Source organism: Pseudomonas sp. 20-5 (genome assembly GCF_056782835.1).
Genome location: NZ_CM165584.1, coordinates 5,029,739 through 5,051,976, shown reverse-complemented (window position 1 = coordinate 5,051,976; position 22,238 = coordinate 5,029,739). Strand labels below are relative to the sequence as shown.

The window sequence follows — 22,238 nt, the reverse complement described above, 5'->3', positions numbered from 1 at the left end:
GTCTGGCTTTGACTCACGCTTCGAGCTTTTTCTTCAGCAACTCGTTCACCTGCTGCGGGTTGGCCTTGCCTTTCGAGGCCTTCATCGCCTGGCCGACGAAGAAGCCGAACATCTTGCCGCGCTTGGCCTCGTCGGCGGCGCGGTACTGCTCGACCTGCTCGGCGTTGGCCGCCAGCACCTCGTCGAGCATCTTCTCGATGGCGCCACTGTCGGTGACCTGCTTCAGGCCCTTGGCCTCGATGATCTGGTCGGCGGAACCCTCGCCGTTGGCCATGGCTTCGAAGACCATCTTGGCGAGCTTGCCGGAGATGGTGTTGTCCTTGATGCGCAGGATCATGCCGCCCAGTTGCTCGGCGGACACCGGGGACTGCTCGATCTCCAGGCCGTCCTTGTTGAGCAGGCTGCCCAGCTCGACCATCACCCAGTTGGCCGCCAGCTTGGCGTCGCCGCAGATGCCCTGGACCTTCTCGAAGTAGTCGGCCATCTCGCGGCTGGCGGACAGCACGCTGGCATCGTAGGCGGACAGGCCGTACTGGCTCTCGAAGCGTTCGCGCTTCTGCACCGGCAGTTCCGGCAGTTGCTCGCGCAGCTTCGCCAGGTACTCGGGCTCGATGACCACCGGCAGCAGGTCGGGACAGGGGAAGTAACGGTAGTCGTTGGCTTCTTCCTTGCCGCGCATGGAGCGGGTCTCGTCCTTGTTCGGGTCGTACAGGCGGGTTTCCTGGACTACCTTGCCGCCGTCCTCGATCAGCTCGATCTGGCGCTGGATCTCGTGGTTGATCGCCTTCTCGATGAAGCGGAAGGAGTTGACGTTCTTGATCTCGGCGCGGGTGCCGAATTCGGCCTGGCCCTTCGGTCGTACCGAGACGTTGCAGTCGCAGCGCAGCGAGCCCTCGGCCATGTTGCCGTCGCAGATGCCCAGGTAGCGCACCAGGGCGTGGATCGCCTTGACGTAGGCCACGGCTTCCTTGGCGCTGCGGATGTCCGGCTCGGAAACGATCTCCAGCAACGGCGTGCCGGCGCGGTTCAGGTCGATGCCGCTCATGCCCTGGAAGTCTTCGTGCAGGCTCTTGCCGGCGTCCTCCTCCAGGTGCGCGCGGGTGATGCCGATGCGCTTGGTGGTGCCGTCTTCCAGGGTGATGTCGAGATGGCCCTTGCCGACGATGGGATGGTCCATCTGGCTGGTCTGGTAGCCCTTCGGCAGGTCGGGGTAGAAGTAGTTCTTGCGGGCGAACACGTTCTGCCGGTCGATCCGTGCGTCGATCGCCAGGCCGAACAGGCAGGCCATGCGTACGGCCTCCTCGTTGAGCACCGGCAGGGTGCCCGGCATGGCCAGGTCGACCAGGCTGGCTTGGGTATTCGGCGCGGCGCCGAAGGCGGTCGAGCTGCCGGAGAAGATCTTCGATTGGGTGGCGAGCTGTGCGTGGATTTCCAGCCCGATCACGGTTTCCCATTGCATGTGGTGTTCCTCAATCCTTCTGTGCCTGCGCAGTCCCGCTGCCGACCCTGCGGGTCGCCCTCTCCGCGCCGGGAGAGGGGAGGGGACTGCGTGGCGTTGCCATGGCTTAGAAGCCGGCCGGGGTGCGGGTGTGCCAGTCGCTGACCTGCTGGTACTGGTGCGCGACGTTGAGCAGGCGGCCTTCCTGGAAGTAGGGCGCGAGCAACTGGACACCCACCGGCAGGCCGTCGACGAAGCCGGCGGGCATGGACAGCCCCGGCAGGCCGGCGAGGTTGGCGGTGATGGTGTAGATGTCTTCCAGGTACTGGGAAACCGGGTCGTCGTTCTTCTCGCCGATCTTCCAGGCCGGGTTCGGCGTGGTCGGGCCGAGGATCACGTCCACTTCGGCAAAGGCGCTGACGAAGTCGTTCTTGATCAGCCGGCGAATCTTCTGAGCCTGCAGGTAATAGGCATCGTAGTAGCCGGCCGACAGTGCGTAGGTGCCGACCATGATGCGGTTCTTCACTTCGCTGCCGAAGCCTTCCGCGCGCGAGCGCTTGTACAGGTCTTCCAGGTTCTGCGGGGCGTCGCAACGATAGCCATAGCGCACGCCGTCGAAGCGCGACAGGTTGGAGGACGCCTCGGCCGGCGCGATCACGTAGTAGGCCGGGATGGCGTGCTGCATGTTCGGCAGGGAAATGTCCTTCACCGTGGCGCCGAGCGTCTTCAGCTCCTCGACCACGGCCAGCACCGCGTCGGCGATGCGGCTGTCGAGGCCGGCGCCGAAGTATTCCCGCGGCAGGCCGATGCGCAGGCCGCTAAGCGGCTTCTGCAGGGCGGCCAGGTAGTCGTCCACCGGCTGTTCGACGCTGGTCGAGTCCTTCGGGTCGAATCCGGCCATCACCCCCAGCATCAGCGCGCAGTCCTCGGCGGTGCGCGCCAGCGGGCCGCCCTGGTCGAGGCTGGAGGCGTAGGCGATCATGCCCCAGCGGGAAACCCGGCCGTAGGTTGGCTTGATCCCGGTGAGGTTGGTCAGCGCCGCCGGTTGGCGGATCGAGCCGCCAGTATCGGTGCCGGTGGCGGCCGGCAGCAGGCGCGCGGCGACTGCCGCGGCGGAACCGCCGGAGGAGCCGCCCGGCACGCGGTCGAGGCTCCAGGGGTTCTTCACCGCGCCGTAGTGGCTGGACTGGTTCGACGAGCCCATGGCGAATTCATCCATGTTCAGCTTGCCGAGGGTAACGGCGCCGGCGGCGGTGAGCTTCTCGACCACGGTGGCGTCGTAGGGCGAGACGAAGTTGTCGAGCATCTTCGAACCGCAGCTGGTGCGTACGCCCTGGGTGCAGAACAGGTCCTTGTGGGCGATCGGCGCGCCGAGCAGGGCGCCGTTCTCGCCGTTGGCGCGCCGTTCGTCGGCTGCCTTGGCCTGGGCGATGGCCAGGTCGTCGGTGATGCTGATGAAACTGTTGAGCTGGGGATCCAGCTGCCGGATGCGACCGAGCAGGGTGCGGGTCAGCTCTTCGGCGGAAAATTGCTTGTCGGCGAGGGCGCGGGCGATCTCGGCGAGGGTCAATTGATGCAGCATGTGTCCGCGTCCTTATGACTCGATGACTTTCGGAACCAGGTACAGACCTTCTTCCACGGCGGGGGCGATGGTCTGGTAGGCGTCGCGGTGATCGGTCTCGGTGACCGCGTCCGGGCGCAGGCGCTGGGTGGCTTCCAGCGGATGGGCGAGCGGTTCGACGCCGCTGGTGTCGACCGCCTGCATCTGGTCGATCAGGCCGAGGATGTTGTTCAGGGTCTCGGTGGTGCGCGGAAGATCGGCCTCGCTCAGGCCCAGGCGGGCGAGATGGGCGATTTTTTCCACGTCGGAGCGTTCAAGCGCCATCGGGAGTCTCCAGCAAAAGCGGCCTTGGAAGGGCGGCGGGGCGCCATGCGTTATATAAGGCAGGGAACGGATGCCGCGGTCGGCGGTCTAATTCCGCCTGGACGGGCCTTGTGGGGCCGGGAAAAGCCTGCAATTTAGCATATTGCCCGCCTTGCCCAAAATCCCCGTCGTTGTTAGAGTTTGCCGCACTTTTTTACCCGCGTATTTTTCACCCACGCTTCGCCTAGGGTTTCTTTCCCATGTTCAAAAAATTGCGTGGCATGTTTTCCAGCGATCTGTCGATCGACCTGGGTACTGCCAATACCCTTATTTATGTGCGCGAGCGCGGCATCGTCCTGAACGAACCGTCCGTGGTCGCCATTCGCAGCCATGGCAGCCAGAAGAGCGTCGTCGCCGTGGGCACCGAGGCCAAGCGCATGCTCGGCCGTACCCCGGGCAACATCGCCGCCATCCGTCCGATGAAAGACGGCGTGATCGCGGATTTCAGCGTCTGCGAGAAGATGCTGCAGTACTTCATCAACAAGGTCCACGAGAACAGCTTCCTGCAGCCCAGCCCACGCGTGCTGATCTGCGTGCCGTGCAAGTCCACCCAGGTTGAGCGCCGGGCCATCCGCGAATCCGCCCTGGGCGCCGGCGCCCGCGAGGTGTTCCTGATCGAAGAGCCGATGGCTGCCGCCATCGGCGCCGGCCTGCCGGTCGAGGAGGCCCGCGGCTCGATGGTCGTAGACATCGGCGGCGGCACTACCGAGATCGCCCTGATTTCCCTCAACGGTGTTGTCTACGCCGAATCCGTCCGCGTCGGCGGCGACCGCTTCGACGAAGCCATCGTCACCTACGTGCGCCGCAACTACGGCAGCCTGATCGGCGAATCCACCGCCGAGCGCATCAAGCAGGAGATCGGCACCGCCTTCCCGGGCGGCGACGTTCGCGAAGTCGACGTCCGCGGCCGCAACCTGGCCGAAGGCGTACCGCGCAGCTTCACCCTGAACTCCAACGAGGTCCTCGAGGCCCTGCAGGAGTCCCTGGCGACCATCGTCCAGGCGGTCAAGAGCGCCCTCGAGCAATCGCCGCCGGAGCTGGCCTCGGATATCGCCGAGCGCGGCCTGGTGTTGACCGGCGGTGGCGCGCTGCTGCGCGACCTGGACAAGCTGCTGGCACAGGAAACCGGCCTGCCGGTGATCGTCGCCGAGGAGCCGCTGACCTGCGTGGCTCGCGGCGGTGGCCGTGCGCTGGAGATGATGGACCGCCACTCCATGGACCTGCTCTCCACCGAGTAAGGTGGCGAGCATCGTCGCCTAGGAGCGGATCATCAAACCGCTATTCTCCAAAGGCCCGTCGCTGGGCGTTCGCCTGTTGGTGCTGGCCGTGCTGTCGGTCAGCCTGATGGTGGTGGACGCCCGGTTCGACTATCTGGAGCCCGTCCGTAGCAAGCTGGGGATGGTGCTCACGCCTTTCTACGGCCTGGCGGAAATGCCGGTGCGCGCCTGGGAAGGCGTGCGCGACCAGTTCAGCAGCCGTAGCGAGCTGATCGCCGAGAACGAACGCCTCAAGGCCGAGTCCCTGCTGATGCAGCGCCGGGTGCAGAAACTCGCCGCGCTCACCGAGCAGAACGTGCGCCTGCGCGAGCTGCTCAATTCCGCCGCGCTGGTCGACGACAAGGTACTGGTCAGCGAGCTGATCGGCGTCGATCCGAACCCCTTCACCCAACGCATCATGATCGACAAGGGCGAGAACGACGGCGTCTTCGTCGGCCAGCCGGTGCTCGATGCCAGCGGCCTGATGGGCCAGGTGGTCGAGGTGATGCCCTATACCGCGCGGGTCCTGCTGCTCACCGACACCACCCACAGTATCCCGGTGCAGGTCAATCGCAACGGCCTGCGCGCCATCGCCGTCGGCACCGGCAATCCCGAGCGCCTGGAATTGCGCTACGTCGCCGACACCGCCGACATCAAGGAAGGCGACCTACTGGTCAGCTCCGGCCTGGGGCAACGCTTCCCCGCCGGCTATCCGGTGGCCACGGTCAAGGAAGTGATCCACGATTCCGGCCAGCCGTTCGCCGTGGTGCGCGCGGTGCCGACCGCGAAGATGAACCGTAGCCGCTACGTGCTGCTGGTGTTCAGCGACAGCCGCACCCCGGAACAGCGCGCCAACGACGCCGCCGAGGCCCAGGAAGAGGCGGACAAGAAAGCCGCCGCCGGCGCCCAGGCGCCCCAGCCTGCCGCGCAACCGGCCGCCGCGCCGTCGCCGGCCACCCCGGCAGCCCAGGGCGCTGCGCAGCAGCCCGCCGCCGCGCCCGCGGCAGCTCCCACGCAGCCTGCCGCTCCGGCGGCCAACGGGGGGCGCCGCTGATGGCTCGCGCGACCCAGGGTTCGAACAATGTCTGGGTGATCTGGCTGAGCCTGCTGGTCGGGCTGGTGCTGGCCGTAGCGCCGATGCCTACCTTCACCGAGATCGGCCGCCCGCTGTGGCTGGCGATGCTGCTGACCTACTGGGTGTTGCTGCTGCCCGAGCGCGTCGGGATGGTCACCGCCTGGCTGCTCGGCCTGGCCCAGGATGTGCTCTACGGCAACCTGCTCGGGCAGAACGCGCTGATCCTCGGCCTGATCACCTTCCTCGTGCTGTCCCTGCACCAGCGCCTGCGCATGTTCCCGGCCTGGCAGCAGTGCCTGGTGCTGGTGGTGGTCTACGGCCTGGCGCAGCTGCTCCAGCTCTGGCTCAACGCCCTGACCGGCAATCGCCCGCCGACCCTGACCTTCCTGCTTCCGGCCCTGGTCAGCGCGCTGCTCTGGCCCTGGGTGTACGCCCTGCTGCAGTTCGTCCGTCTGCGTCTCAACGTGAGGTAGGTCCGCTTCGCAGCTATGCTGCGGCGGATACGTCATTCTTCGAAACGGGTGATCGGCGCATCGCCCGACGCGTTTCCCGGGAGCCTCCATGCCGTCGCTGTATCTCGCCTCCGCCTCGCCCCGTCGCCGTGAACTGCTGACCCAGATCGGCGTTCCGCTGTCCGTGCTCGCCACCGCTATCGACGAGTCCCCCTTGCCGAACGAAGCGCCCGCCGCCTACGTCGAGCGCCTGGCGCGCGGCAAGGCGGCCGCCGGGCTGGCTATGCTGGAAGGGCGCGGCGAGGACGGTTATGTCCTGGGCGCGGATACCTCGGTGGTGATCGACGGGCGAATTCTCGGCAAGCCCGTGGACCAGGCCGAGGGGCTGGCCATGCTGGCTGCGCTGTCCGGGCGCGAACACCAGGTTCTCACCGCCGTGGCCCTGGCCGCCGCTGGCGGCGTCGAGGCGCGGGTAGTGGAGTGCCGGGTGCGCTTCCGCCAGGTCGCCCCGGAAGAAGCGCTGCGCTACTGGCAGAGCGGCGAGCCGGCGGACAAGGCGGGCGGATATGCGATCCAGGGCCTCGGAGCGATATTCGTCAGCCGCATCGAAGGCAGTTACAGTGCGGTGGTCGGGCTGCCTTTGTGTGAAACTGCGGAACTGTTGAGGGAATTCGGCATCCCTTGCTGGCAGCCCGTGGGTGGCAACCCGCCGTAACGCCTAACGCGCCGAAATAAGGACAGTGGACGCATGAGCGAAGAGATCCTGATCAATATCACGCCGATGGAGTCGCGCGTGGCGGTGGTGGAAAACGGCGTCCTGCAGGAAGTGCATGTCGAACGCACCCAGCGGCGCGGCATCGTCGGCAATATCTACAAGGGGCGGGTGGTACGGGTACTGCCGGGGATGCAGGCGGCGTTCGTCGACATCGGCCTGGAACGTGCGGCGTTCATCCATGCCGCCGAGATATCCAATCGCGAAGGCAGTGCCGTGGAAAGCATCAGTGCCCTGGTCCATGAGGGGCAGGCGCTGGTGGTGCAGGTGACCAAGGATCCGATCGGCACCAAGGGCGCACGGCTGACCACCCACCTGTCGATTCCTTCGCGCTATCTGGTGTACATGCCGCGCACCAGCCATGTCGGGATATCCCTGCGGATCGAGGACGAAGTCGAGCGCGAGCGCCTGAAGAAGGTGGTGGCCGACTGCGTGGCGGCGGAAGGCATCGAGGGGCAGGGCGGCTTCATTCTGCGCACCGCTGCGGAAGGTGCGGGCGAGGACGAGATTCTCGCCGACATCCGCTACCTTCGCCGGCTATGGGACCAGATCGCCGCGCAGATCCAGACCGTCGGCGCGCCTTCGGTGATTTACGAAGACCTGTCCCTGGCGATCCGTACCCTGCGCGACCTGGTGAACCCGCGTATCGAGAAGATCCGCATCGACTCGCGAGAGAACTTCCAGAAGATCACTTCCTTCGTCGAAGAATTGATGCCGGAGATTTCCGATCGCCTCGAACACTACCCGGGCGAGCGACCGATCTTCGATCTCTACGGCGTCGAGGACGAAATCCAGAAAGCCCTGGAGCGCAAGGTACTGCTGAAGTCCGGCGGCTACCTGATCGTCGATCCGACCGAGGCGATGACCACCATCGACGTGAACACCGGCGCCTTCGTCGGCCATCGCAACCTCGAGGAAACCATCTTCAAGACCAACCTCGAGGCGGCCACCGCGATCGCCCGCCAGCTGCGCCTGCGCAACCTGGGCGGGATCATCATCATCGACTTCATCGACATGGAGGACGAGGAGCATCGCCGGCAGGTCCTGCGCACCCTGGAGAAGCAACTGGAGCGCGACCACGCGAAGACCAACATCATCGGCATCACCGAGTTGGGCCTGGTGCAGATGACCCGCAAGCGCACCCGCGAAAGCCTGGTGCAGATCCTCTGCGAGCCGTGCCCCTGCTGCCAGGGACGCGGCATGCTGAAGACTGCGGAAACCACCTGCTACGAGATTTTCCGCGAGATTCTCCGCGAGGCGCGTGCCTACCAGGCCGACTCCTACCTGGTGCTGGCCAACCAGAAGGTGGTGGACCGGCTGCTCGACGAGGAGTCGGGTAACGTCGCCGATCTCGAGGCGTTCATCGGCCGCACCATCAAGTTCCAGGTCGAGGCGATGTACTCGCAGGAGCAATATGACGTGGTCCTGCTCTGAGGCGTATGGCTGAAATGGCGGATGTGGGAAGCCTCGGAACGCGACTGCTACGGATCGTCCTGGGTCTGTGCGCCCTGGTACTGGTGCTGCTGGCGCTGTACGTCAGCCTTGGCCGGCAACTGGTGCCGCTGGTGGCCGAATACCGCCAGCAGCTGGAGGACGAAGCTGGCAAGCAACTCGGCATACCGGTGCGGATTGCCGAGCTGACGGGCTCCTGGCGCGGCTTCGAGCCTCTGGTGGTGGCGCGCGACATCCAGGTCGGCGACGGCGAACAGAGTCTGCGCCTGGCGCGGGTGCGGCTGGCGCCAGACCTGCTCGGCAGCCTGCTGGCGCGCCAGGTGCGGATCGGCAGCCTGGAGCTGGAGGGACTCAAGCTGACCCTGCGCGAAGGCGAGGATGGCCAGTGGAGCCTGGATGGCCTGCCGCACAGTGACAAGCCCAGCGATCCCCGGAAACTCCTGCAATTCCTGCTGCAGACCCAACGCATCTCGCTGCTGGACAGTCAACTGGAGGTGGCGCCGCGGGGAAGCGCAGCGTTGTCGCTCAGCGCGGTCGGCGCGACCCTGCGCAGTTCATCGGTTGGTGGGCAGAGTCTCGATGCCCGCCTACAACTGCCGGATGGCCAACCCCTGGCGCTGCACGCCGAAGGGCGGATCGACAGTGAGGACTGGCCGCGCAGCAGCGCCAGGTTCTATCTCAGCCTGCCGCAGAGCGACTGGGCGCAATGGTTGCCGGCCGGTCTGACCCAGGAATGGACGATCGTCCGGGCCAAGGCCGGCGGCGACTTCTGGTTCGACTGGCGCGACGGCAAGGCGCAACGGCTGGTGGCACGGCTGCTGGCGCCGCAGTTGAAGGCGTCGTATGCCGCGCGCAAGCCGGTGGAAATCAACGACCTGGGCATGAACCTGTTCTTCGATCGCGAAGCGCAGGGCTGGAAGGTTCGGGTCGGCGACCTGGCGGCGAATTTCGGCGAGCAGCGCTGGGGCGAGGTGGAGTTGCTGTTGCGTCGCGACCAGCAGAACAACGAGCCACACTGGAAGCTGCAGGCCGACCGCGTCGACCTGACGCCCCTGGTGCCGGCGATAGAAGCGCTGGCGCCGCTGCCGGACGCGGCGGCGGAGTGGGTGGCGGGCCTGAAGCCGAAGGGCATCCTGCACAACCTGAACGCCGATTTCTGGCCGCAGCGAGAGGTGCCCGAGCGGGTCAGCTACGCAACCAACCTGGAAAAGGTCGGTATCTCGGCGTTCCATGAGGTTCCGGCAGTGGAAAATGTCAGCGGCACCTTGACCGGCACCCTGGCTGGAGGCCAGCTCGACGCATCGGCGCAGGATTTCATGCTGCACCTGGCCAAGGTGTTTCCCGAGCCGTGGCGCTACCGCGAGGCCCGCACGCGGATGTTCTGGAGCCTGGACGACCGCGCCTTCACCCTCGGCAGCCACCTGATGCGGGTCGAGGGCGAGGAGGGCCGCCTGGCCGGCGACATGCTGATCCGCCTGATGCGCGATCCCGGCGCTGAAGACTACATGGACCTGCAGGTCGGCCTCAGCGACGGCGACGCGCGCTTCACCGCCAAGTACCTGCCGACCCAGTTGCCGGGAATGAACAAAAGCCTGGCGAACTGGTTGAAGACGGCGATCCGCAGTGGCCATGTCGAGCAGGGCTACTTCCAGTGGCAGGGCTCGCTGAACCGCGGCGCGGCGGCCGAAGCCCACGTCATGAACCTCTACTTCAAGGTCCGCGACGGCGAGCTGGCCTACCAGCCCGGCTGGCCCGCCTTGAGCAAAACGGTCGGCGAGGTGTTCGTCGAGGATTCCGGAGTCCGCGTGCTGGCCTCCAGCGGGAATCTGCTGAATTCCCGGGTCAGCGACGTCAAGGTCGACATTCCCCTCGGCCGTCCGGGACAGACGCCGCACCTGTATGTGGATGGGGCCGTCGACAGTAACCTGAAGGACGGCATCAAGCTGCTCCAGGAAGCGCCGATCCCGACCCGCAAGATCTTCGCCGGCTGGGAGGGCGATGGGCCCTTGCAGGGCCACCTGACGCTGGATATTCCGCTGGACCACGACGAGGCCGGCAAGACCGGGGTGGTCGTGGATTTCTCCACCGTGGGCGCGACCCTGAAGATGCCCAGTCCGAAGCTGGATATGAGCGAAGTGAAGGGCGACTTCCGTTTCGACCTGGCCAAGGGCCTGAGCGCCCCGGCGGTGCAGGCCCGGGTGCTGGGCAGCGAGGTACGCGGGCGGATCGTCGCCGAGGGGCGCGGCGATGCGCGCACGCGCTTGCTGCTCAACGGCCAGGTGGCGGTCAAGTCGCTGAGCGACTGGCTCGGCGCTGGCCAGCGTCCGTTGCCGGTCTCGGGACGCCTGCCGTTCCAGCTCAACCTGCTGCTGGATGGCAAGGACAGCCAGTTGCAGATCAATTCGGATCTCAAGGGCGCCGTCGTCGACCTGCCGGCGCCGTTCGGCAAGACGGCCGCCCAGGCGCGGCCGACCCAATGGCGGATGACCCTGGATGGCGCCGAACGGCGTTACTGGGCGCGTTACGACGGCCTCGCCAGCTTGGCCTATGCGGCCCCGGCGGACAAGCCGCTGAACGGACGCGGCGCCCTGCGCCTGGGCGGTGACCCGGCGTTGCTGCCCTCGGCACAGGGGCTGCGGGTGCGCGGGCGTCTGGCGGAACTGGACTGGGACGCCTGGCAGGCCACCCTGAAGCGCTACGGCAACGGCGACCAGGCCGCCAGTAGCGCTGCGGGCCTGCTGCGCGGCGCCGACCTGCGCATCGACAGCTTCAAGGGCTTCGGCCAGGAGCTGAAGAACCTGACCGTCGACCTGGCCCGCCAGGAGCGGGCCTGGCAACTGGTGCTGGTCAGCGACCTCGCATCGGGGCGCCTGGTCCTGCCGGATGCCAGGGGCGCGCCGATCGTGGTCGATCTGGACCGCCTGAACCTACCGAAGTCGACCCTTCCCGACGAGAACAAGGTGGAGGACTCGGACCCGCTGGCCGCCGTCGATCCGCGCAGCCTGCCGGCGGTAGACGTGAAGATCGGCCAGGTCGCCCTCGGCGGCCAGCCGCTGGGCGCCTGGAGCCTGAAGGTACGGCCGGGCAGCAACGGCGTGGCGTTCAACGACCTGGACCTCGACCTGCGTGGCCTGCACGTCAACGGCAGCCTGCGTTGGGACGGCAGTCCGGGCAATACCCGCAGCACCTATCAGGGCCGGATCGAGGGCAAGAACCTGGCGGATGTGCTCAAGGCCTGGAATTTCGCGCCGAGTGCCACCAGCGAACGTTTCCGCATGGATATCAACGGCCAGTGGCCGGGATCGCCGGCCTACATGGCCCTGAAGCGCTTCAGCGGCAGCATGGATGCATCGCTGCGCAAGGGGCAGTTCGTCGAGGTCGAAGGCAGCGCCCAGGCGCTGCGAGTGTTTGGCCTGCTCAATTTCAACGCGATCAACCGCCGGCTGCGCCTGGATTTCTCGGACATCCTCGGCAAGGGACTGAGCTATGACCGGGTGAAGGGGGTTCTCTCCGCCACCGACGGCGTCTACGTCACCCGCGAGCCGCTGAAGCTGGAAGGACCGTCGAGCAACCTGGAGTTGAACGGTACCCTGGACCTGGCTCACGATCGGATCGACGCCAAGCTGCTGGTGACCTTGCCATTGACCAACAACCTGACCCTGGCGGCACTGATAGTCGGCGGTCCGGCGGTCGGCGGCGCGGTCTTCGTCGTCGACAAGTTGCTCGGCGACCGGGTCTCGCGCTTCGCCAGCGTGCAATACAGCGTCAAGGGCCCCTGGCAGGATCCGAAGATCAGCTTCGACAAGCCATTCGAGAAGCCCCGCTGAGCGGCGCCCGGTGCCGCGACGCGGCGCTTTCGTCCGCAAGGAGGAAACCATGTCCATTGCCGTGATCCAGATGGTCAGCCAGGACGACGTGACGGCCAACCTGGCCGCCGCCCGTCGCCTGCTGGAACAGGCCGCCGAGGGCGGGGCGCGGCTCGCCGTGCTACCGGAAAACTTCGCCGCCATGGGCCGGCGCGACCTGGCCGAACTGGGGCGCGCCGAGGCGCGGGGGAACGGGCCTATCCTGCCGTGGTTGAATTCCGCCGCTCGCGACCTCAGGTTGTGGATAGTCGCCGGAACGTTGCCGCTGCCGCCGGATGGGCAACCCGAGGCGAAGGCGAATGCCTGTTCGCTGCTGATCGACGAGCACGGAGAGCGGGTCGCCCGCTACGACAAGCTGCACCTGTTCGATGTGGATGTAGCCGATGCGCGGGGCCGCTATCGTGAATCCGACGACTATGCTTTCGGTCAGAAGATCGTGGTGGCGGATACGCCGGTCGGCCGCCTCGGCCTGACGGTCTGCTACGACCTGCGTTTTCCGGAGCTCTATACCGCCCTGCGCGAGGCCGGCGCGGAACTGATCACGGCGCCGTCGGCGTTCACCGCGGTGACCGGCGCGGCGCACTGGCAGGTACTGGTCCGCGCCCGTGCCATCGAGACCCAGTGCTACCTGCTGGCGGCCGGACAGGGTGGCGTTCACCCACGGGGCCGGGAGACGTTCGGCCATTCGGCCATCGTCGATCCCTGGGGCCGGGTCCTGGCCGAGCGGCCGCAGGGCGAAGCGGTGCTGCTGGCGGTGCGCGACGCCGCAGAACAGGCGGATATCCGCCGGCGCATGCCGGTGGTGGCGCACAGACGATTTTTCCCGCCGGCCGAACCGCGGCCGGCGCGTACGGAGTGAATATGAGCGAGTTGTTGTCATCCGTCAGCCAGCAATTGCTGGCCCCCGGTGGTCTGGAACTGGACAGCCTGCCCGGCATTCTTCATGAACTGAACGGCCCGGGCATCGATGCCGCCGACCTGTATTTCCAGAGCCAGGTCTCCGAGTCGTGGATGCTCGAGGACGGCATCGTCAAGGAAGGCAGCTTCAATCTCGACCAGGGTGTCGGGGTACGCGCGCAGTCGGGCGAGAAGACCGGCTTCGCCTATAGCAATGCGATCACCGCCGAGGCGTTGAAACAGGCTGCGGTGGCGGCCCGTTCGATTTCCCGTGCGGGACAGAACGGCAGCGTGCAGGCGTTCAAGGCCGTGGCGCCGGCTCGCCTGTACGCCGGCGAGAACCCGCTGGACGTGCTCAGCCGCGCCGAGAAGGTCGAGTTGCTGAAGCAGATCGACGCCGCTACCCGTGCGCTCGATCCCCGCATCCAGCAGGTCACGGTGAGCATGGCCGGCGTCTGGGAGCAGATCCTGGTAGCGGCCAGCGACGGTTCGCTGGCCGCCGACATTCGTCCGCTGGTGCGTTTCAACGTCAGCGTGATCGTCGAACAGAACGGCCGACGCGAACGCGGCGGCCACGGCGGCGGCGGTCGCACCGACTATCGCTATTTCCTCCAGGAGGATCGTGCCATGGGCTACGCCCGCGAGGCCCTGCGCCAGGCGCTGGTGAACCTCGAGGCGATTCCCGCGCCGGCCGGCACCCTGCCGGTGGTGATGGGCGCGGGTTGGTCCGGGGTCCTGCTCCACGAAGCGGTCGGCCACGGCCTGGAGGGCGACTTCAACCGCAAGGGCAGCTCCGCCTACAGCGGCCGGGTCGGCGAAAAGGTCGCCTCGAGCCTGTGCACCATCGTCGACGACGGCACCCTGGCCGGGCGTCGCGGCTCGCTGAGCGTGGATGACGAAGGCACGCCGAGCAACTGCAACGTGCTGATCGAGAACGGCGTGCTCAAGGGCTACATGCAGGACAAGCTCAACGCCCGCCTGATGGGCGTGGCGCGCACCGGTAACGGCCGCCGCGAGTCCTACGCGCACCTGCCGATGCCACGCATGACCAACACCTACATGCTGGCCGGCGAGAGCGATCCGCAGGAAATCATCGCCTCGGTGGAGAAGGGTATCTACTGCGCCAACCTCGGCGGTGGCCAGGTCGATATCACCAGCGGCAAGTTCGTGTTCTCCACCAGCGAGGCCTACCTGATCGAGAACGGCAGGATCACCACCCCGGTGAAAGGCGCCACCCTGATCGGCAACGGTCCGGAAGCGATGAGCCGGGTGTCCATGGTCGGCAACGACCTGGCCCTGGACAGTGGCGTGGGAACCTGCGGGAAGGACGGTCAGTCGGTGCCGGTCGGCGTCGGCCAGCCGACCCTGAAGATCGATGCGATCACCGTCGGCGGCACCGGCGCCTGAGGCATGGCCCGGGCGCCGGCGCGGCGAAACCTAGCGCAGGCCGCGCTTGGTTTCGTCCAGTTCGCGGATGTACTTGAACACTTTGCGTGCGGCGGCCGGCGGTTTGTTGTGCGCGGCCTCGTGCTGGGCGTGGCGGACCAGGCCGCGCAGGTGCTGGCGATCGCACTCGGGGAACTCCCCGACGAAGGCGTCGAGCGCTGCGTCGCCGCCGGCGATCAACTGGTCGCGCCAACGTTCGAGGGCATGGAAACGTTCGTTGTACTGGCGGGTGGAGGAGTCCACCTGGTCGATGAGGGCGACGATGGCGTCCACGTCCTGGTCGCGCATCAGTTTGCCGATGTACTGGATATGCCGTTTGCGGGCGATGTGCGCCTTGTGCTTCGGCGCCTCGAGCAGCGCCTTGCGTAGCGGGTCGGTGAGCGGCAGGCGCTCCAGCAACTGCGGTTGCAGGGTGGTCAGGCGCTCGCCGAGGTCCTGCAGGGCATGCAGCTCGCGTTTGATCTGCGACTTGCTCTTCTCTTCGAATTGCGAGTCGTCGTCGTGAAATTCAGCCATGGTGGTGGTCCAGTGGAAAACGCCGCCATGATAACGAGTCAGGGGCCGCTTGTCCGGCCCGGCCGCGTGGGCGGCCACGTCAACAGGAGAGTCAACAGATGAGTCTACATGCCGCGGCAGTCGGTCCCTCCGTGCTTCCGGACCTTCGCGAGCAGGTCGAGCAGATCATCGCCGAGGCCCGCCGCCAGGGCGCCAGTGCCTGCGAAGTGGCGGTGTCGCTGGAGCAGGGCCTGTCCACCAGCGTGCGCCAGGGCGAGGTGGAAACCGTCGAGTTCAACCGTGACCAAGGTTTCGGCATCACCCTCTATGCAGGCCAGCGCAAGGGCTCGGCGAGCACCTCGGCGACCGGCGAGGCGGCCATCCGCGAGACGGTGGCGGCGGCGCTGGCGATCGCCCGCCATACCTCCGAGGACGAATGCGCCGGTCTCGCCGATGCCGCGTTGATGGCCCGCGAGTTGCCCGAGCTGGACCTCTATCATCCATGGAGCCTGAATCCCGAGCAGGCCGTGGAACGTGCCCTGGCTTGCGAGGCAGCGGCGTTCGCCGCCGACAAGCGGGTGACCAAGGCCGACGGCACCACCCTGAATACCCACCAGGGCTGCCGGGTATACGGTAACAGCCACGGTTTCATCGGTGGTTACGCCAGCACCCGGCACAGCCTCAGTTGCGTGATGATCGCCGAGGGCGAAGGACAGATGCAGCGTGACTATTGGTATGACGTCAACCGCCGTGGCGAGGCCTTGGCCAGCGCCGAGTCGATCGGCCGGCGCGCCGCCGAGCGCGCCGCCAGCCGACTGGGCGCGCGGCCGGTGCAGACCGCCGAAGTGCCGGTGCTGTTCGCTCCGGAAATCGCTGTTGGCCTGTTCGGCCATTTCCTCGGGGCGATCTCAGGCGGCAGCCTGTATCGCAAGTCATCCTTCCTCGAAGGCGCGCTGGGCCAGCGCCTGTTTCCCGAGTGGCTGAGCATCGACGAGCGGCCGCACCTGGTCGGCGCGCTCGGCAGCGCCAGCTTCGATAGCGACGGCCTGGCGACCTATGCCAAGCCATTCGTCGAGAACGGCGAGCTGGTGTCCTATGTCCTGGGCACCTATTCCGGGCGCAAGCTCGGCCTGCCGAGCACGGCCAACGCCGGCGGCGTGCATAACCTGTTCGTCAGCCATGGCGACGAGGACCAGGCCGCTCTCATACGCAGGATGGGGCGTGGCCTGCTGGTCACCGAGTTGATGGGGCAGGGCGTCAACCTGGTGACCGGCGATTATTCCCGCGGCGCCGCCGGCTACTGGGTCGAGAACGGCGAGATCCAGTTCCCGGTCCAGGAAGTCACCATCGCCGCCAACCTGCGCGACCTGTTCCGCCGTATCGTCGCGGTCGGCAAGGACATCGAACGGCGCGGCAACCTGCATACCGGTTCTGTACTGGTCGAGTCGATGATGGTGGCCGGGCGCTGAGGCCGGGTTTCCCTCTATAAAACGCCAGCGCTCGTCGCTGGCGTTTTCGTTTCCGCCTGTTCAATTGTCCGCCTCTATGGGGACCATGCTTGTCTTTTGCCAAGAAGAAAACAATAATCAATCTCATTATCGTCTGGTGAGGTTGCCATGTCCTTCGAGGCGCACGACCCGCAAGCATTGGATCACTGGTACTGGCTGGGCACGCAGATCCGCTGCGCGCTCGATCCCGACGAACCGCGCCTGCTCGACCAGTACCTCGGCGAGGCGCGCTATCTCGCCGGTTGGGAAGGTGTGGCCGCCTGGCCGCTGTTCGAGAAAGCCTACAACCTCCTGCTCGATACCGGTCGCGATCCGATATTGCCCTGGCACTGGCGCAGCCTCTGCCTCGACTACGCCTACCGGCCCCTCTGCGAACTTCAGCGACTGACCACCAACGGCAGCCAGCGACGCCGGCTGCGCCAGCTCTCCGTACGAATGGCCAGGCAGGACCTGGCGCCGTCGATGAGCTTCGATCACCCGCAACAAGGAAACCAAGATGACTGACACCCGCATCGAACGCGACAGCATGGGCGAACTGGCGGTCCCGGCGACCGCCCTCTATGGCGCCCAGACCCAGCGCGCGGTGAACAACTTCCCGGTCAGCGGCCAACGCATGCCCCAGGCCTTCGTCCGCGCCCTGCTGCTGGCCAAGGCCGCGGCGGCGCGGGCGAACGTCTCCCTGCAGCAACTGGATGCACCGATGGGCGAGGCGATCGCCGAGACCTGCCTGCAACTGCTGCAGGAGGACTTCATGCAGCATTTCCCGGTGGATGTGTTCCAGACCGGCTCCGGCACCAGTTCCAACATGAACGCCAACGAAGTGGTGGCGACCCTGGCCAGTCGTCGCCTGGGCGGCAAGGTCAATCCGAACGACCATGTGAACTGCGGGCAGAGCAGCAACGACATCATTCCCTCGACCATCCACATCAGTGCCGCCCTCGAGATCAGCGAACGCCTGCTGCCGGCGCTGCGCCACCTGGAGCAGACTATCCAGAGCAAGGCCGGCGAAGTGCATGCCTATGTGAAGACCGGCCGCACCCACCTGATGGATGCGATGCCGGTACGCATGAGCCAGGTGCTCGGTGGCTGGGCGCAGCAGGTGCGACAGGCCGGCGTGCACATCGAGAGCGTACTTCCTGCCTTGCAGCAGTTGGCACAGGGCGGCACCGCGGTGGGCACCGGGATCAACGCCCATCCTCGGTTCGCCGAACGTTTCAGCCAGGAGCTGAACGACCTGACCGGGCTGGCGTTCCGCCCCGGCGACGACTTCTTCGCCCTGATCGGTTCGCAGGACACCGCGGTCGCTGCGTCCGGCCAGTTGAAGACCCTGGCCGTGACCCTGATGAAGCTGGCCAACGACCTGCGCTGGATGAACTCCGGGCCGCTTGCCGGGCTCGGCGAGATCGAGCTGGAAGCGCTGCAACCAGGCTCCTCGATCATGCCCGGCAAGGTCAACCCGGTGATCCCGGAGGCCACCGCGATGGTCGCCGCCCAGGTGATCGGCAATGACGCCGCCATTGCCGTCGCTGGCCAATCGGGCAACTTCGAACTGAACGTGATGCTGCCGCTGGTGGCGGACAACCTGTTGCACAGCATCCAGTTGCTGGCCAACGTCAGCCGGCTGCTGGCGGACAAGGCCATCGCCAGCTTCAAGGTCAACCAGGGCAAGCTCAGCGAGGCGTTGGCGCGCAACCCGATCCTGGTCACTGCGCTGAACCCGATCATCGGCTACCAGAAGGCTGCGGAAATCGCCAAGCAGGCCTATCGCGAGGGACGGCCGATCATCGATGTGGCGCTGGAAAACACCGATCTGGACCGTGCGCGCCTGGAGGTGTTGCTGGATCCGGAAAAACTCACGGCTGGCGGCCTCTGAGGCCGCCCCACCACTGGAGGTACCGCCATGCGTCATTGGCAACGAACGATCGAACAGGGCAACCGCTGTTTCGTCACCGGCGCATTGATCGATGCGCGTGAGCACTACCTCCATGCCCTGGCCCTGGCCCAGGTGCTGCTGGAACGCTGGGGCGACGCCGACGAGGCGGTGATGGCGTTCGTGATTTCCCATCACAACCTGGCCGACTTGCACCTGCAACTGGAGCAACCGGAGGAGACCGCAGAATACCTGTGCGCCTGCCACGAGCGCCTGTTGCGGGTCAGCGCCGACCAGAAGCTGCCGCTGGCCCTGCGCCAGGCGGCCCAGCATCACAGCCGGCGCACCTATGTCGAACTGCTGTCGTTCATCGGCGAACACGGTGCCTATCCGCGCACCGAGCGCCTGCTCAAGGGACCGCCGAACGCGGAGGTCCGACCCGAGTTCCTCGCTCCGCCCCCCTCACTTCGCTATCACTGACGGAGAGTTTCCATGCCCCACGCCTTGCCGCCCTTGCCTTACGCCTACGATGCCCTGGAACCGCACATCGATGCGCTGACCATGGAGATCCACCACAGCAAGCACCACCAGACCTATGTGAACAACCTGAACGCCGCGCTGGAAGGCACGCCCTATGCCGAGCAGCCGGTGGAAAGTCTGCTGCGGCAACTGGCTGGTTTGCCGGAGAAGCTGCGCACCCCGGTTGTCAACAATGGCGGTGGGCATGCCAACCACTCGCTGTTCTGGACCGTGATGTCGCCCCAGGGCGGTGGCCGTCCCGATGGCGACCTGGGGCGGGCCATCGATGAGCAGCTCGGGGGCTTCGAGGCGTTCAAGGATGCGTTCACCAAGGCTGCGCTGACCCGCTTCGGCAGCGGCTGGGCCTGGCTCAGCGTGACTCCCCAGGGCAGCTTGCTGGTGGAGAGCAGCGGCAACCAGGACAGCCCGCTGATGAACGGCAATACGCCGATCCTCGGCCTGGACGTATGGGAGCACGCCTATTACCTGAAGTACCAGAACCGCCGCCCGGAATACATCGGCGCTTTCTACAACGTGATCGACTGGCGGGAGGTCGCGCGTCGCTATGCGCAAGCCCTGGCCTAGTGTTACCCGTGATGCGAGATGGCTGGCCGGCAGCCTGGCGGTGCGGCGATGAAGGCGTTGCTCCATGGCATCGCCGAAGGTAACGGGCGGACGCTGCGCAACCTGCTGGGCCTGCTGATCTTCATCGGCGGCGGCTACCTGCTCGGCCGCCACGCGCTGTTGCTGGCCGAACTCAACCTGCCGGCGCCCATCGTGCTGGCATTGAAAGGCGGCCTGCTCTGTGCCTTCGGTACCGCTCTCGGGGCGATGCCGGTGCTGGTGGTGAAGACCATGCCGGCGCGCCTGTCGGATGCGCTGCTGGGCTTCGGTGCCGGCGTGATGCTCTCGGCGACGGCCTTCTCGCTGATCATGCCGGCGCTATCCGCGGCCGGCGACCTCGGCTACTCGAAGTTCGGCGCGGGGTTCCTGGTCAGCTTCGGCCTGGCGGTCGGCGTGATGGGGCTGTTCATCCTCGGCCGGCTGATGCCGGACGTCCATCCCGGTTGCGAGGGCGCGCCACTGTCCGGTGGCATTCCCCCGCGCATCCTGCTGTTCGTCACGGCCATCGTCCTGCACAACATCCCCGAAGGCATGGCGGTTGGCGTGTCGGCCGGTGCCGGCCTGGACGAGGCGAACGGCCTCGCCCTGGGCATCGCTCTGCAGGATGTGCCGGAAGGTCTGGTGGTGGCGCTGGTGCTGGCCGGAGTCGGTATGTCGCGTTTCAAGGCGATGCTGGTCGGTGCCGCGTCGGGCCTGGTCGAGCCGCTGTTCGCGGTGCTCTGCGCCTGGCTGGTCGGCCTCTCCGCGCTGCTCCTGCCCTGGGGGCTGGCCGCCGCGGGGGGAGCGATGCTCTTCGTGGTCACCCACGAGATCATTCCCGAGTCCCACCGCCAGGGACATGCCGCCGAGGCTACGCTGGGCCTGGTGTTCGGTTTCTGCCTGATGATGGTGCTGGATACCGCGCTGGGCTAGGGGATTCATCCGACCCGAGCTGAATTGACGCCGGCCGCAATCGCCGGAAAGGAAAAGCCGCCAGTTGGCGGCTTTTTCGTTGTCGCTGGGAAGAGCCTACTCGCCCTCGTCGAACCTGTTGTTGATCAGTTCGACCAGCGCGTTCAACGCCTCGTCTTCCTGTTCGCCTTCGGTATGCAGGTGCAGGTTGGTGCCCTTGCCGGCAGCCAGCATCATCACGGCCATGATGCTCTTGCCGTCGACGCAGCTTTCAGGATTGCGGCCGACCCGGACCTGGCAAGGGTAGCGCCCCGCGACGCCGACGAACTTGGCCGCCGCGCGGGCGTGCAGACCGAGCTTGTTGATGATGGTGATCTCGAGGGCGGGCATCTTGGGGAGTCTGTCCTTCTTGTTATGGGCTAGCTGCTGAGATCGCGGTGGCGAATCTGCACGTTCTTCAGGGAATCCCTGAGTGCAGCGCCAATCCGCTCGGCGAGGTAGACCGAACGATGGTGCCCGCCGGTACAGCCTATCGCAACTGTTACATATGAGCGGTTACTGGCGGCGAAGCGCGGCAGCCATTTGTTCAGGTAGCCGACGATGTCCTGGTACATTTCCTCGACGTCCGGCTGGGCGGCCAGATACTCGCGGACTTCCGGCTCCAGCCCCGAATGATCGCGCAACTCGGGCTTCCAGTAGGGGTTCGGCAGGCAGCGCACATCGAACACCAGGTCGGCGTCGACTGGCATGCCGCGCTTGAAGCCAAAGGATTCGACGAGGAACGCGGTGCCGGGCTCCGGCTTGTTCAACAGGCGCAGTTTGATGGTGTCGCGCAGCTGATAGAGGTTGAGGCTGGTGGTGTCCAGCTTCAGGTCGGCGAGGTCGGCGATCGGTCCGAGCAATTGGCTCTCGTCGCCAATCGCCTCCGCCAGCGAACGGGTGTCGGTGGTCAGCGGGTGGCGCCGGCGGGTTTCCGAGAATCGTTTGAGCAGCGTCTCGTCGTCGGCGTCGAGATACAGCACATCGCAGTTGATGTGGTTGTCCCGCACTTCCTGCAACAGTTCGGGGAAGCGCTGCAACTGGCTGGGCAGGTTGCGGGCGTCGATCGACACCGCCACCTGTGGCTGCAGTAGCTCCGTGTGCAACAGGGCGCGCTGCGCCAGGTCGGGAAGCAGGCTGGCGGGAAGGTTGTCGATGCAATAGAAGCCGTTGTCTTCGAGGACGTTCAGGGCGGTGCTCTTGCCCGAGCCCGAGCGGCCACTGACGATGATCAGGCGCATGTCATTGCCCGTTCTGTACGTCTACCACGATCTGATAAAGCGCTTCGGCGGTGGGAGCGCTGCGCAGGCGGTCGCGTACGTCGGCACGGTCGAGCATGGCGGCGATCTGCCGGAGCAGTTCGAGATGTTCTTCGGTCGCGGCCTCCGGTACTAGCAGGACGAAGAGCAGGTCGACCGGCGCGCCGTCCAGCGCGTCGAAGTCCACGGGAGCATCCAGGTGCAGCACGGCGCTGATGGGGCTCTGGCAGCCAGACAGGCGGCAGTGCGGAATGGCGATGCCATTGCCGAAGCCGGTGGAACCGAGTTTTTCCCGGGCCACCAGGTTTTCGAAGATGGTCTGGGCGTCGAACTCCGGCAGCTCCCTGGCTACCAGGTTGGCGATTTGTTCGAGTACGCGTTTCTTGCTGCCGCCCGGCACGTTCACGAGGGAACGGCCGGGGGTCAGGATTTGCTCAAGTCGGATCATAGGGGAG

At 66.3% G+C, this 22,238-nt stretch carries 21 protein-coding genes; 14 read left to right on the top strand and 7 right to left on the bottom strand.

What is annotated here, in order from left to right; all coding sequences use genetic code 11:
- Positions 1-13 precede the first annotated feature (13 nt).
- From gatB to gatC, 3 genes are all read right to left on the bottom strand, one after another.
- Positions 14-1,474: an Asp-tRNA(Asn)/Glu-tRNA(Gln) amidotransferase subunit GatB gene (gene gatB, locus AC1RB9_RS23330; RefSeq protein WP_223699689.1), complete on the bottom strand. Its 1,461-nt coding sequence runs from the start codon at positions 1,472-1,474 to the stop codon at positions 14-16.
- 91 nt (positions 1,475-1,565) lie between these two features.
- Entirely contained in the window at positions 1,566-3,020 is a 1,455-nt protein-coding gene (gene gatA / locus AC1RB9_RS23325) for an Asp-tRNA(Asn)/Glu-tRNA(Gln) amidotransferase subunit GatA (RefSeq protein WP_003112871.1), read from the bottom strand.
- A 12-nt stretch (positions 3,021-3,032) separates the two neighbouring features.
- Positions 3,033-3,323 carry an Asp-tRNA(Asn)/Glu-tRNA(Gln) amidotransferase subunit GatC gene (gatC, locus tag AC1RB9_RS23320; protein ID WP_003106543.1) on the bottom strand — a complete coding sequence of 97 codons (291 nt, stop codon included), beginning with the start codon at positions 3,321-3,323 and terminating at the stop codon, positions 3,033-3,035.
- Between the two features lie 239 nt (positions 3,324-3,562).
- On the opposite strand from gatC, the gene mreB reads away from it, so the two are divergent.
- From mreB to tldD, 8 genes are all read left to right on the top strand, one after another.
- On the top strand, positions 3,563-4,600 hold the full coding sequence (mreB, locus tag AC1RB9_RS23315; RefSeq protein ID WP_003094393.1) for a rod shape-determining protein MreB: 1,038 nt from the start codon (positions 3,563-3,565) through the stop codon (positions 4,598-4,600).
- 31 nt (positions 4,601-4,631) lie between these two features.
- Positions 4,632-5,672, top strand: coding sequence for a rod shape-determining protein MreC (gene mreC, locus AC1RB9_RS23310; RefSeq protein ID WP_071534955.1), 1,041 nt, complete (start codon positions 4,632-4,634; stop codon positions 5,670-5,672).
- Positions 5,672-6,166 carry a rod shape-determining protein MreD gene (gene mreD / locus AC1RB9_RS23305; protein WP_003094389.1) on the top strand — a complete coding sequence of 165 codons (495 nt, stop codon included), beginning with the start codon at positions 5,672-5,674 and terminating at the stop codon, positions 6,164-6,166. The genes mreC and mreD overlap by 1 nt, the downstream gene beginning before the upstream one ends.
- Before the next feature lie 88 nt (positions 6,167-6,254).
- On the top strand, positions 6,255-6,860 hold the full coding sequence (locus tag AC1RB9_RS23300) for a Maf family protein (RefSeq protein ID WP_003116221.1): 606 nt from the start codon (positions 6,255-6,257) through the stop codon (positions 6,858-6,860).
- A 33-nt stretch (positions 6,861-6,893) separates the two neighbouring features.
- Complete coding sequence (gene rng / locus AC1RB9_RS23295; RefSeq protein ID WP_003094386.1) at positions 6,894-8,351, top strand: ribonuclease G; 1,458 nt, start codon at positions 6,894-6,896, stop codon at positions 8,349-8,351.
- 14 nt (positions 8,352-8,365) lie between these two features.
- Positions 8,366-12,196: a YhdP family protein gene (locus AC1RB9_RS23290; RefSeq protein ID WP_003455545.1), complete on the top strand. Its 3,831-nt coding sequence runs from the start codon at positions 8,366-8,368 to the stop codon at positions 12,194-12,196.
- 49 nt (positions 12,197-12,245) lie between these two features.
- On the top strand, positions 12,246-13,094 hold the full coding sequence (locus AC1RB9_RS23285) for a carbon-nitrogen hydrolase family protein (RefSeq protein ID WP_003112739.1): 849 nt from the start codon (positions 12,246-12,248) through the stop codon (positions 13,092-13,094).
- A gap of 2 nt (positions 13,095-13,096) precedes the next feature.
- Positions 13,097-14,539, top strand: a complete 1,443-nt coding sequence (gene tldD, locus AC1RB9_RS23280; RefSeq protein WP_003094380.1) for a metalloprotease TldD — start codon at positions 13,097-13,099, stop codon at positions 14,537-14,539.
- A 30-nt stretch (positions 14,540-14,569) separates the two neighbouring features.
- On the opposite strand, the gene yjgA is transcribed toward tldD, so the two are convergent.
- On the bottom strand, positions 14,570-15,094 hold the full coding sequence (gene yjgA, locus AC1RB9_RS23275; RefSeq protein WP_003094378.1) for a ribosome biogenesis factor YjgA: 525 nt from the start codon (positions 15,092-15,094) through the stop codon (positions 14,570-14,572).
- Between the two features lie 98 nt (positions 15,095-15,192).
- On the opposite strand from yjgA, the gene pmbA reads away from it, so the two are divergent.
- From pmbA to AC1RB9_RS23245, 6 genes are all read left to right on the top strand, one after another.
- Positions 15,193-16,542: a metalloprotease PmbA gene (pmbA, locus tag AC1RB9_RS23270; protein WP_003455542.1), complete on the top strand. Its 1,350-nt coding sequence runs from the start codon at positions 15,193-15,195 to the stop codon at positions 16,540-16,542.
- 147 nt (positions 16,543-16,689) lie between these two features.
- Positions 16,690-17,085 (top strand): hypothetical protein, encoded by a 396-nt coding sequence (locus AC1RB9_RS23265; protein ID WP_003094374.1) that lies wholly within the window; start codon positions 16,690-16,692, stop codon positions 17,083-17,085.
- Positions 17,078-18,454 carry a class II fumarate hydratase FumC gene (gene fumC / locus AC1RB9_RS23260; protein ID WP_003098863.1) on the top strand — a complete coding sequence of 459 codons (1,377 nt, stop codon included), beginning with the start codon at positions 17,078-17,080 and terminating at the stop codon, positions 18,452-18,454. The genes AC1RB9_RS23265 and fumC overlap by 8 nt, the downstream gene beginning before the upstream one ends.
- Positions 18,455-18,481: 27 nt before the next feature.
- The gene (locus AC1RB9_RS23255; protein WP_003094369.1) at positions 18,482-18,931 is read left to right on the top strand and encodes a hypothetical protein; all 450 of its coding nucleotides are present in this window, start codon (positions 18,482-18,484) and stop codon (positions 18,929-18,931) included.
- 12 nt (positions 18,932-18,943) lie between these two features.
- Entirely contained in the window at positions 18,944-19,555 is a 612-nt protein-coding gene (locus tag AC1RB9_RS23250) for a superoxide dismutase (protein ID WP_003098862.1), read from the top strand.
- An 18-nt stretch (positions 19,556-19,573) separates the two neighbouring features.
- The gene (locus AC1RB9_RS23245; RefSeq protein ID WP_003123303.1) at positions 19,574-20,506 is read left to right on the top strand and encodes a ZIP family metal transporter; all 933 of its coding nucleotides are present in this window, start codon (positions 19,574-19,576) and stop codon (positions 20,504-20,506) included.
- A 96-nt stretch (positions 20,507-20,602) separates the two neighbouring features.
- On the opposite strand, the gene AC1RB9_RS23240 is transcribed toward AC1RB9_RS23245, so the two are convergent.
- The 3 genes from AC1RB9_RS23240 to ptsN are packed head-to-tail and all read right to left on the bottom strand — an operon-like array spanning position 20,603 to position 22,231.
- Positions 20,603-20,875: an HPr family phosphocarrier protein gene (locus AC1RB9_RS23240; RefSeq protein ID WP_003094362.1), complete on the bottom strand. Its 273-nt coding sequence runs from the start codon at positions 20,873-20,875 to the stop codon at positions 20,603-20,605.
- A 29-nt stretch (positions 20,876-20,904) separates the two neighbouring features.
- Positions 20,905-21,765, bottom strand: a complete 861-nt coding sequence (gene rapZ, locus AC1RB9_RS23235; protein ID WP_003094361.1) for an RNase adapter RapZ — start codon at positions 21,763-21,765, stop codon at positions 20,905-20,907.
- Between the two features lies 1 nt (position 21,766).
- Positions 21,767-22,231 (bottom strand): PTS IIA-like nitrogen regulatory protein PtsN, encoded by a 465-nt coding sequence (gene ptsN, locus AC1RB9_RS23230; protein WP_003098853.1) that lies wholly within the window; start codon positions 22,229-22,231, stop codon positions 21,767-21,769.
- Between the last annotated feature and the right edge of the window lie 7 nt (positions 22,232-22,238).

Excerpts from the sequence above, each read along its gene's own strand:
- gatA (WP_003112871.1), bottom strand. The coding sequence starts at position 3,020 with ATGCTGCATCAATTGACCCTCGCCGAGATCGCCCGCGCCCTCGCCGAC.
- gatC (WP_003106543.1), bottom strand. The coding sequence starts at position 3,323 with ATGGCGCTTGAACGCTCCGACGTGGAAAAAATCGCCCATCTCGCCCGC.
- mreB (WP_003094393.1), top strand. The coding sequence starts at position 3,563 with ATGTTCAAAAAATTGCGTGGCATGTTTTCCAGCGATCTGTCGATCGAC.
- mreD (WP_003094389.1), top strand. The coding sequence starts at position 5,672 with ATGGCTCGCGCGACCCAGGGTTCGAACAATGTCTGGGTGATCTGGCTG.
- AC1RB9_RS23300 (WP_003116221.1), top strand. The coding sequence starts at position 6,255 with ATGCCGTCGCTGTATCTCGCCTCCGCCTCGCCCCGTCGCCGTGAACTG.
- rng (WP_003094386.1), top strand. The coding sequence starts at position 6,894 with ATGAGCGAAGAGATCCTGATCAATATCACGCCGATGGAGTCGCGCGTG.
- AC1RB9_RS23290 (WP_003455545.1), top strand. The coding sequence starts at position 8,366 with ATGGCGGATGTGGGAAGCCTCGGAACGCGACTGCTACGGATCGTCCTG.
- AC1RB9_RS23285 (WP_003112739.1), top strand. The coding sequence starts at position 12,246 with ATGTCCATTGCCGTGATCCAGATGGTCAGCCAGGACGACGTGACGGCC.
- tldD (WP_003094380.1), top strand. The coding sequence starts at position 13,097 with ATGAGCGAGTTGTTGTCATCCGTCAGCCAGCAATTGCTGGCCCCCGGT.
- yjgA (WP_003094378.1), bottom strand. The coding sequence starts at position 15,094 with ATGGCTGAATTTCACGACGACGACTCGCAATTCGAAGAGAAGAGCAAG.
- pmbA (WP_003455542.1), top strand. The coding sequence starts at position 15,193 with ATGAGTCTACATGCCGCGGCAGTCGGTCCCTCCGTGCTTCCGGACCTT.
- AC1RB9_RS23265 (WP_003094374.1), top strand. The coding sequence starts at position 16,690 with ATGTCCTTCGAGGCGCACGACCCGCAAGCATTGGATCACTGGTACTGG.
- fumC (WP_003098863.1), top strand. The coding sequence starts at position 17,078 with ATGACTGACACCCGCATCGAACGCGACAGCATGGGCGAACTGGCGGTC.
- AC1RB9_RS23255 (WP_003094369.1), top strand. The coding sequence starts at position 18,482 with ATGCGTCATTGGCAACGAACGATCGAACAGGGCAACCGCTGTTTCGTC.
- AC1RB9_RS23250 (WP_003098862.1), top strand. The coding sequence starts at position 18,944 with ATGCCCCACGCCTTGCCGCCCTTGCCTTACGCCTACGATGCCCTGGAA.
- AC1RB9_RS23245 (WP_003123303.1), top strand. The coding sequence starts at position 19,574 with ATGGCTGGCCGGCAGCCTGGCGGTGCGGCGATGAAGGCGTTGCTCCAT.
- AC1RB9_RS23240 (WP_003094362.1), bottom strand. The coding sequence starts at position 20,875 with ATGCCCGCCCTCGAGATCACCATCATCAACAAGCTCGGTCTGCACGCC.
- rapZ (WP_003094361.1), bottom strand. The coding sequence starts at position 21,765 with ATGCGCCTGATCATCGTCAGTGGCCGCTCGGGCTCGGGCAAGAGCACC.
- ptsN (WP_003098853.1), bottom strand. The coding sequence starts at position 22,231 with ATGATCCGACTTGAGCAAATCCTGACCCCCGGCCGTTCCCTCGTGAAC.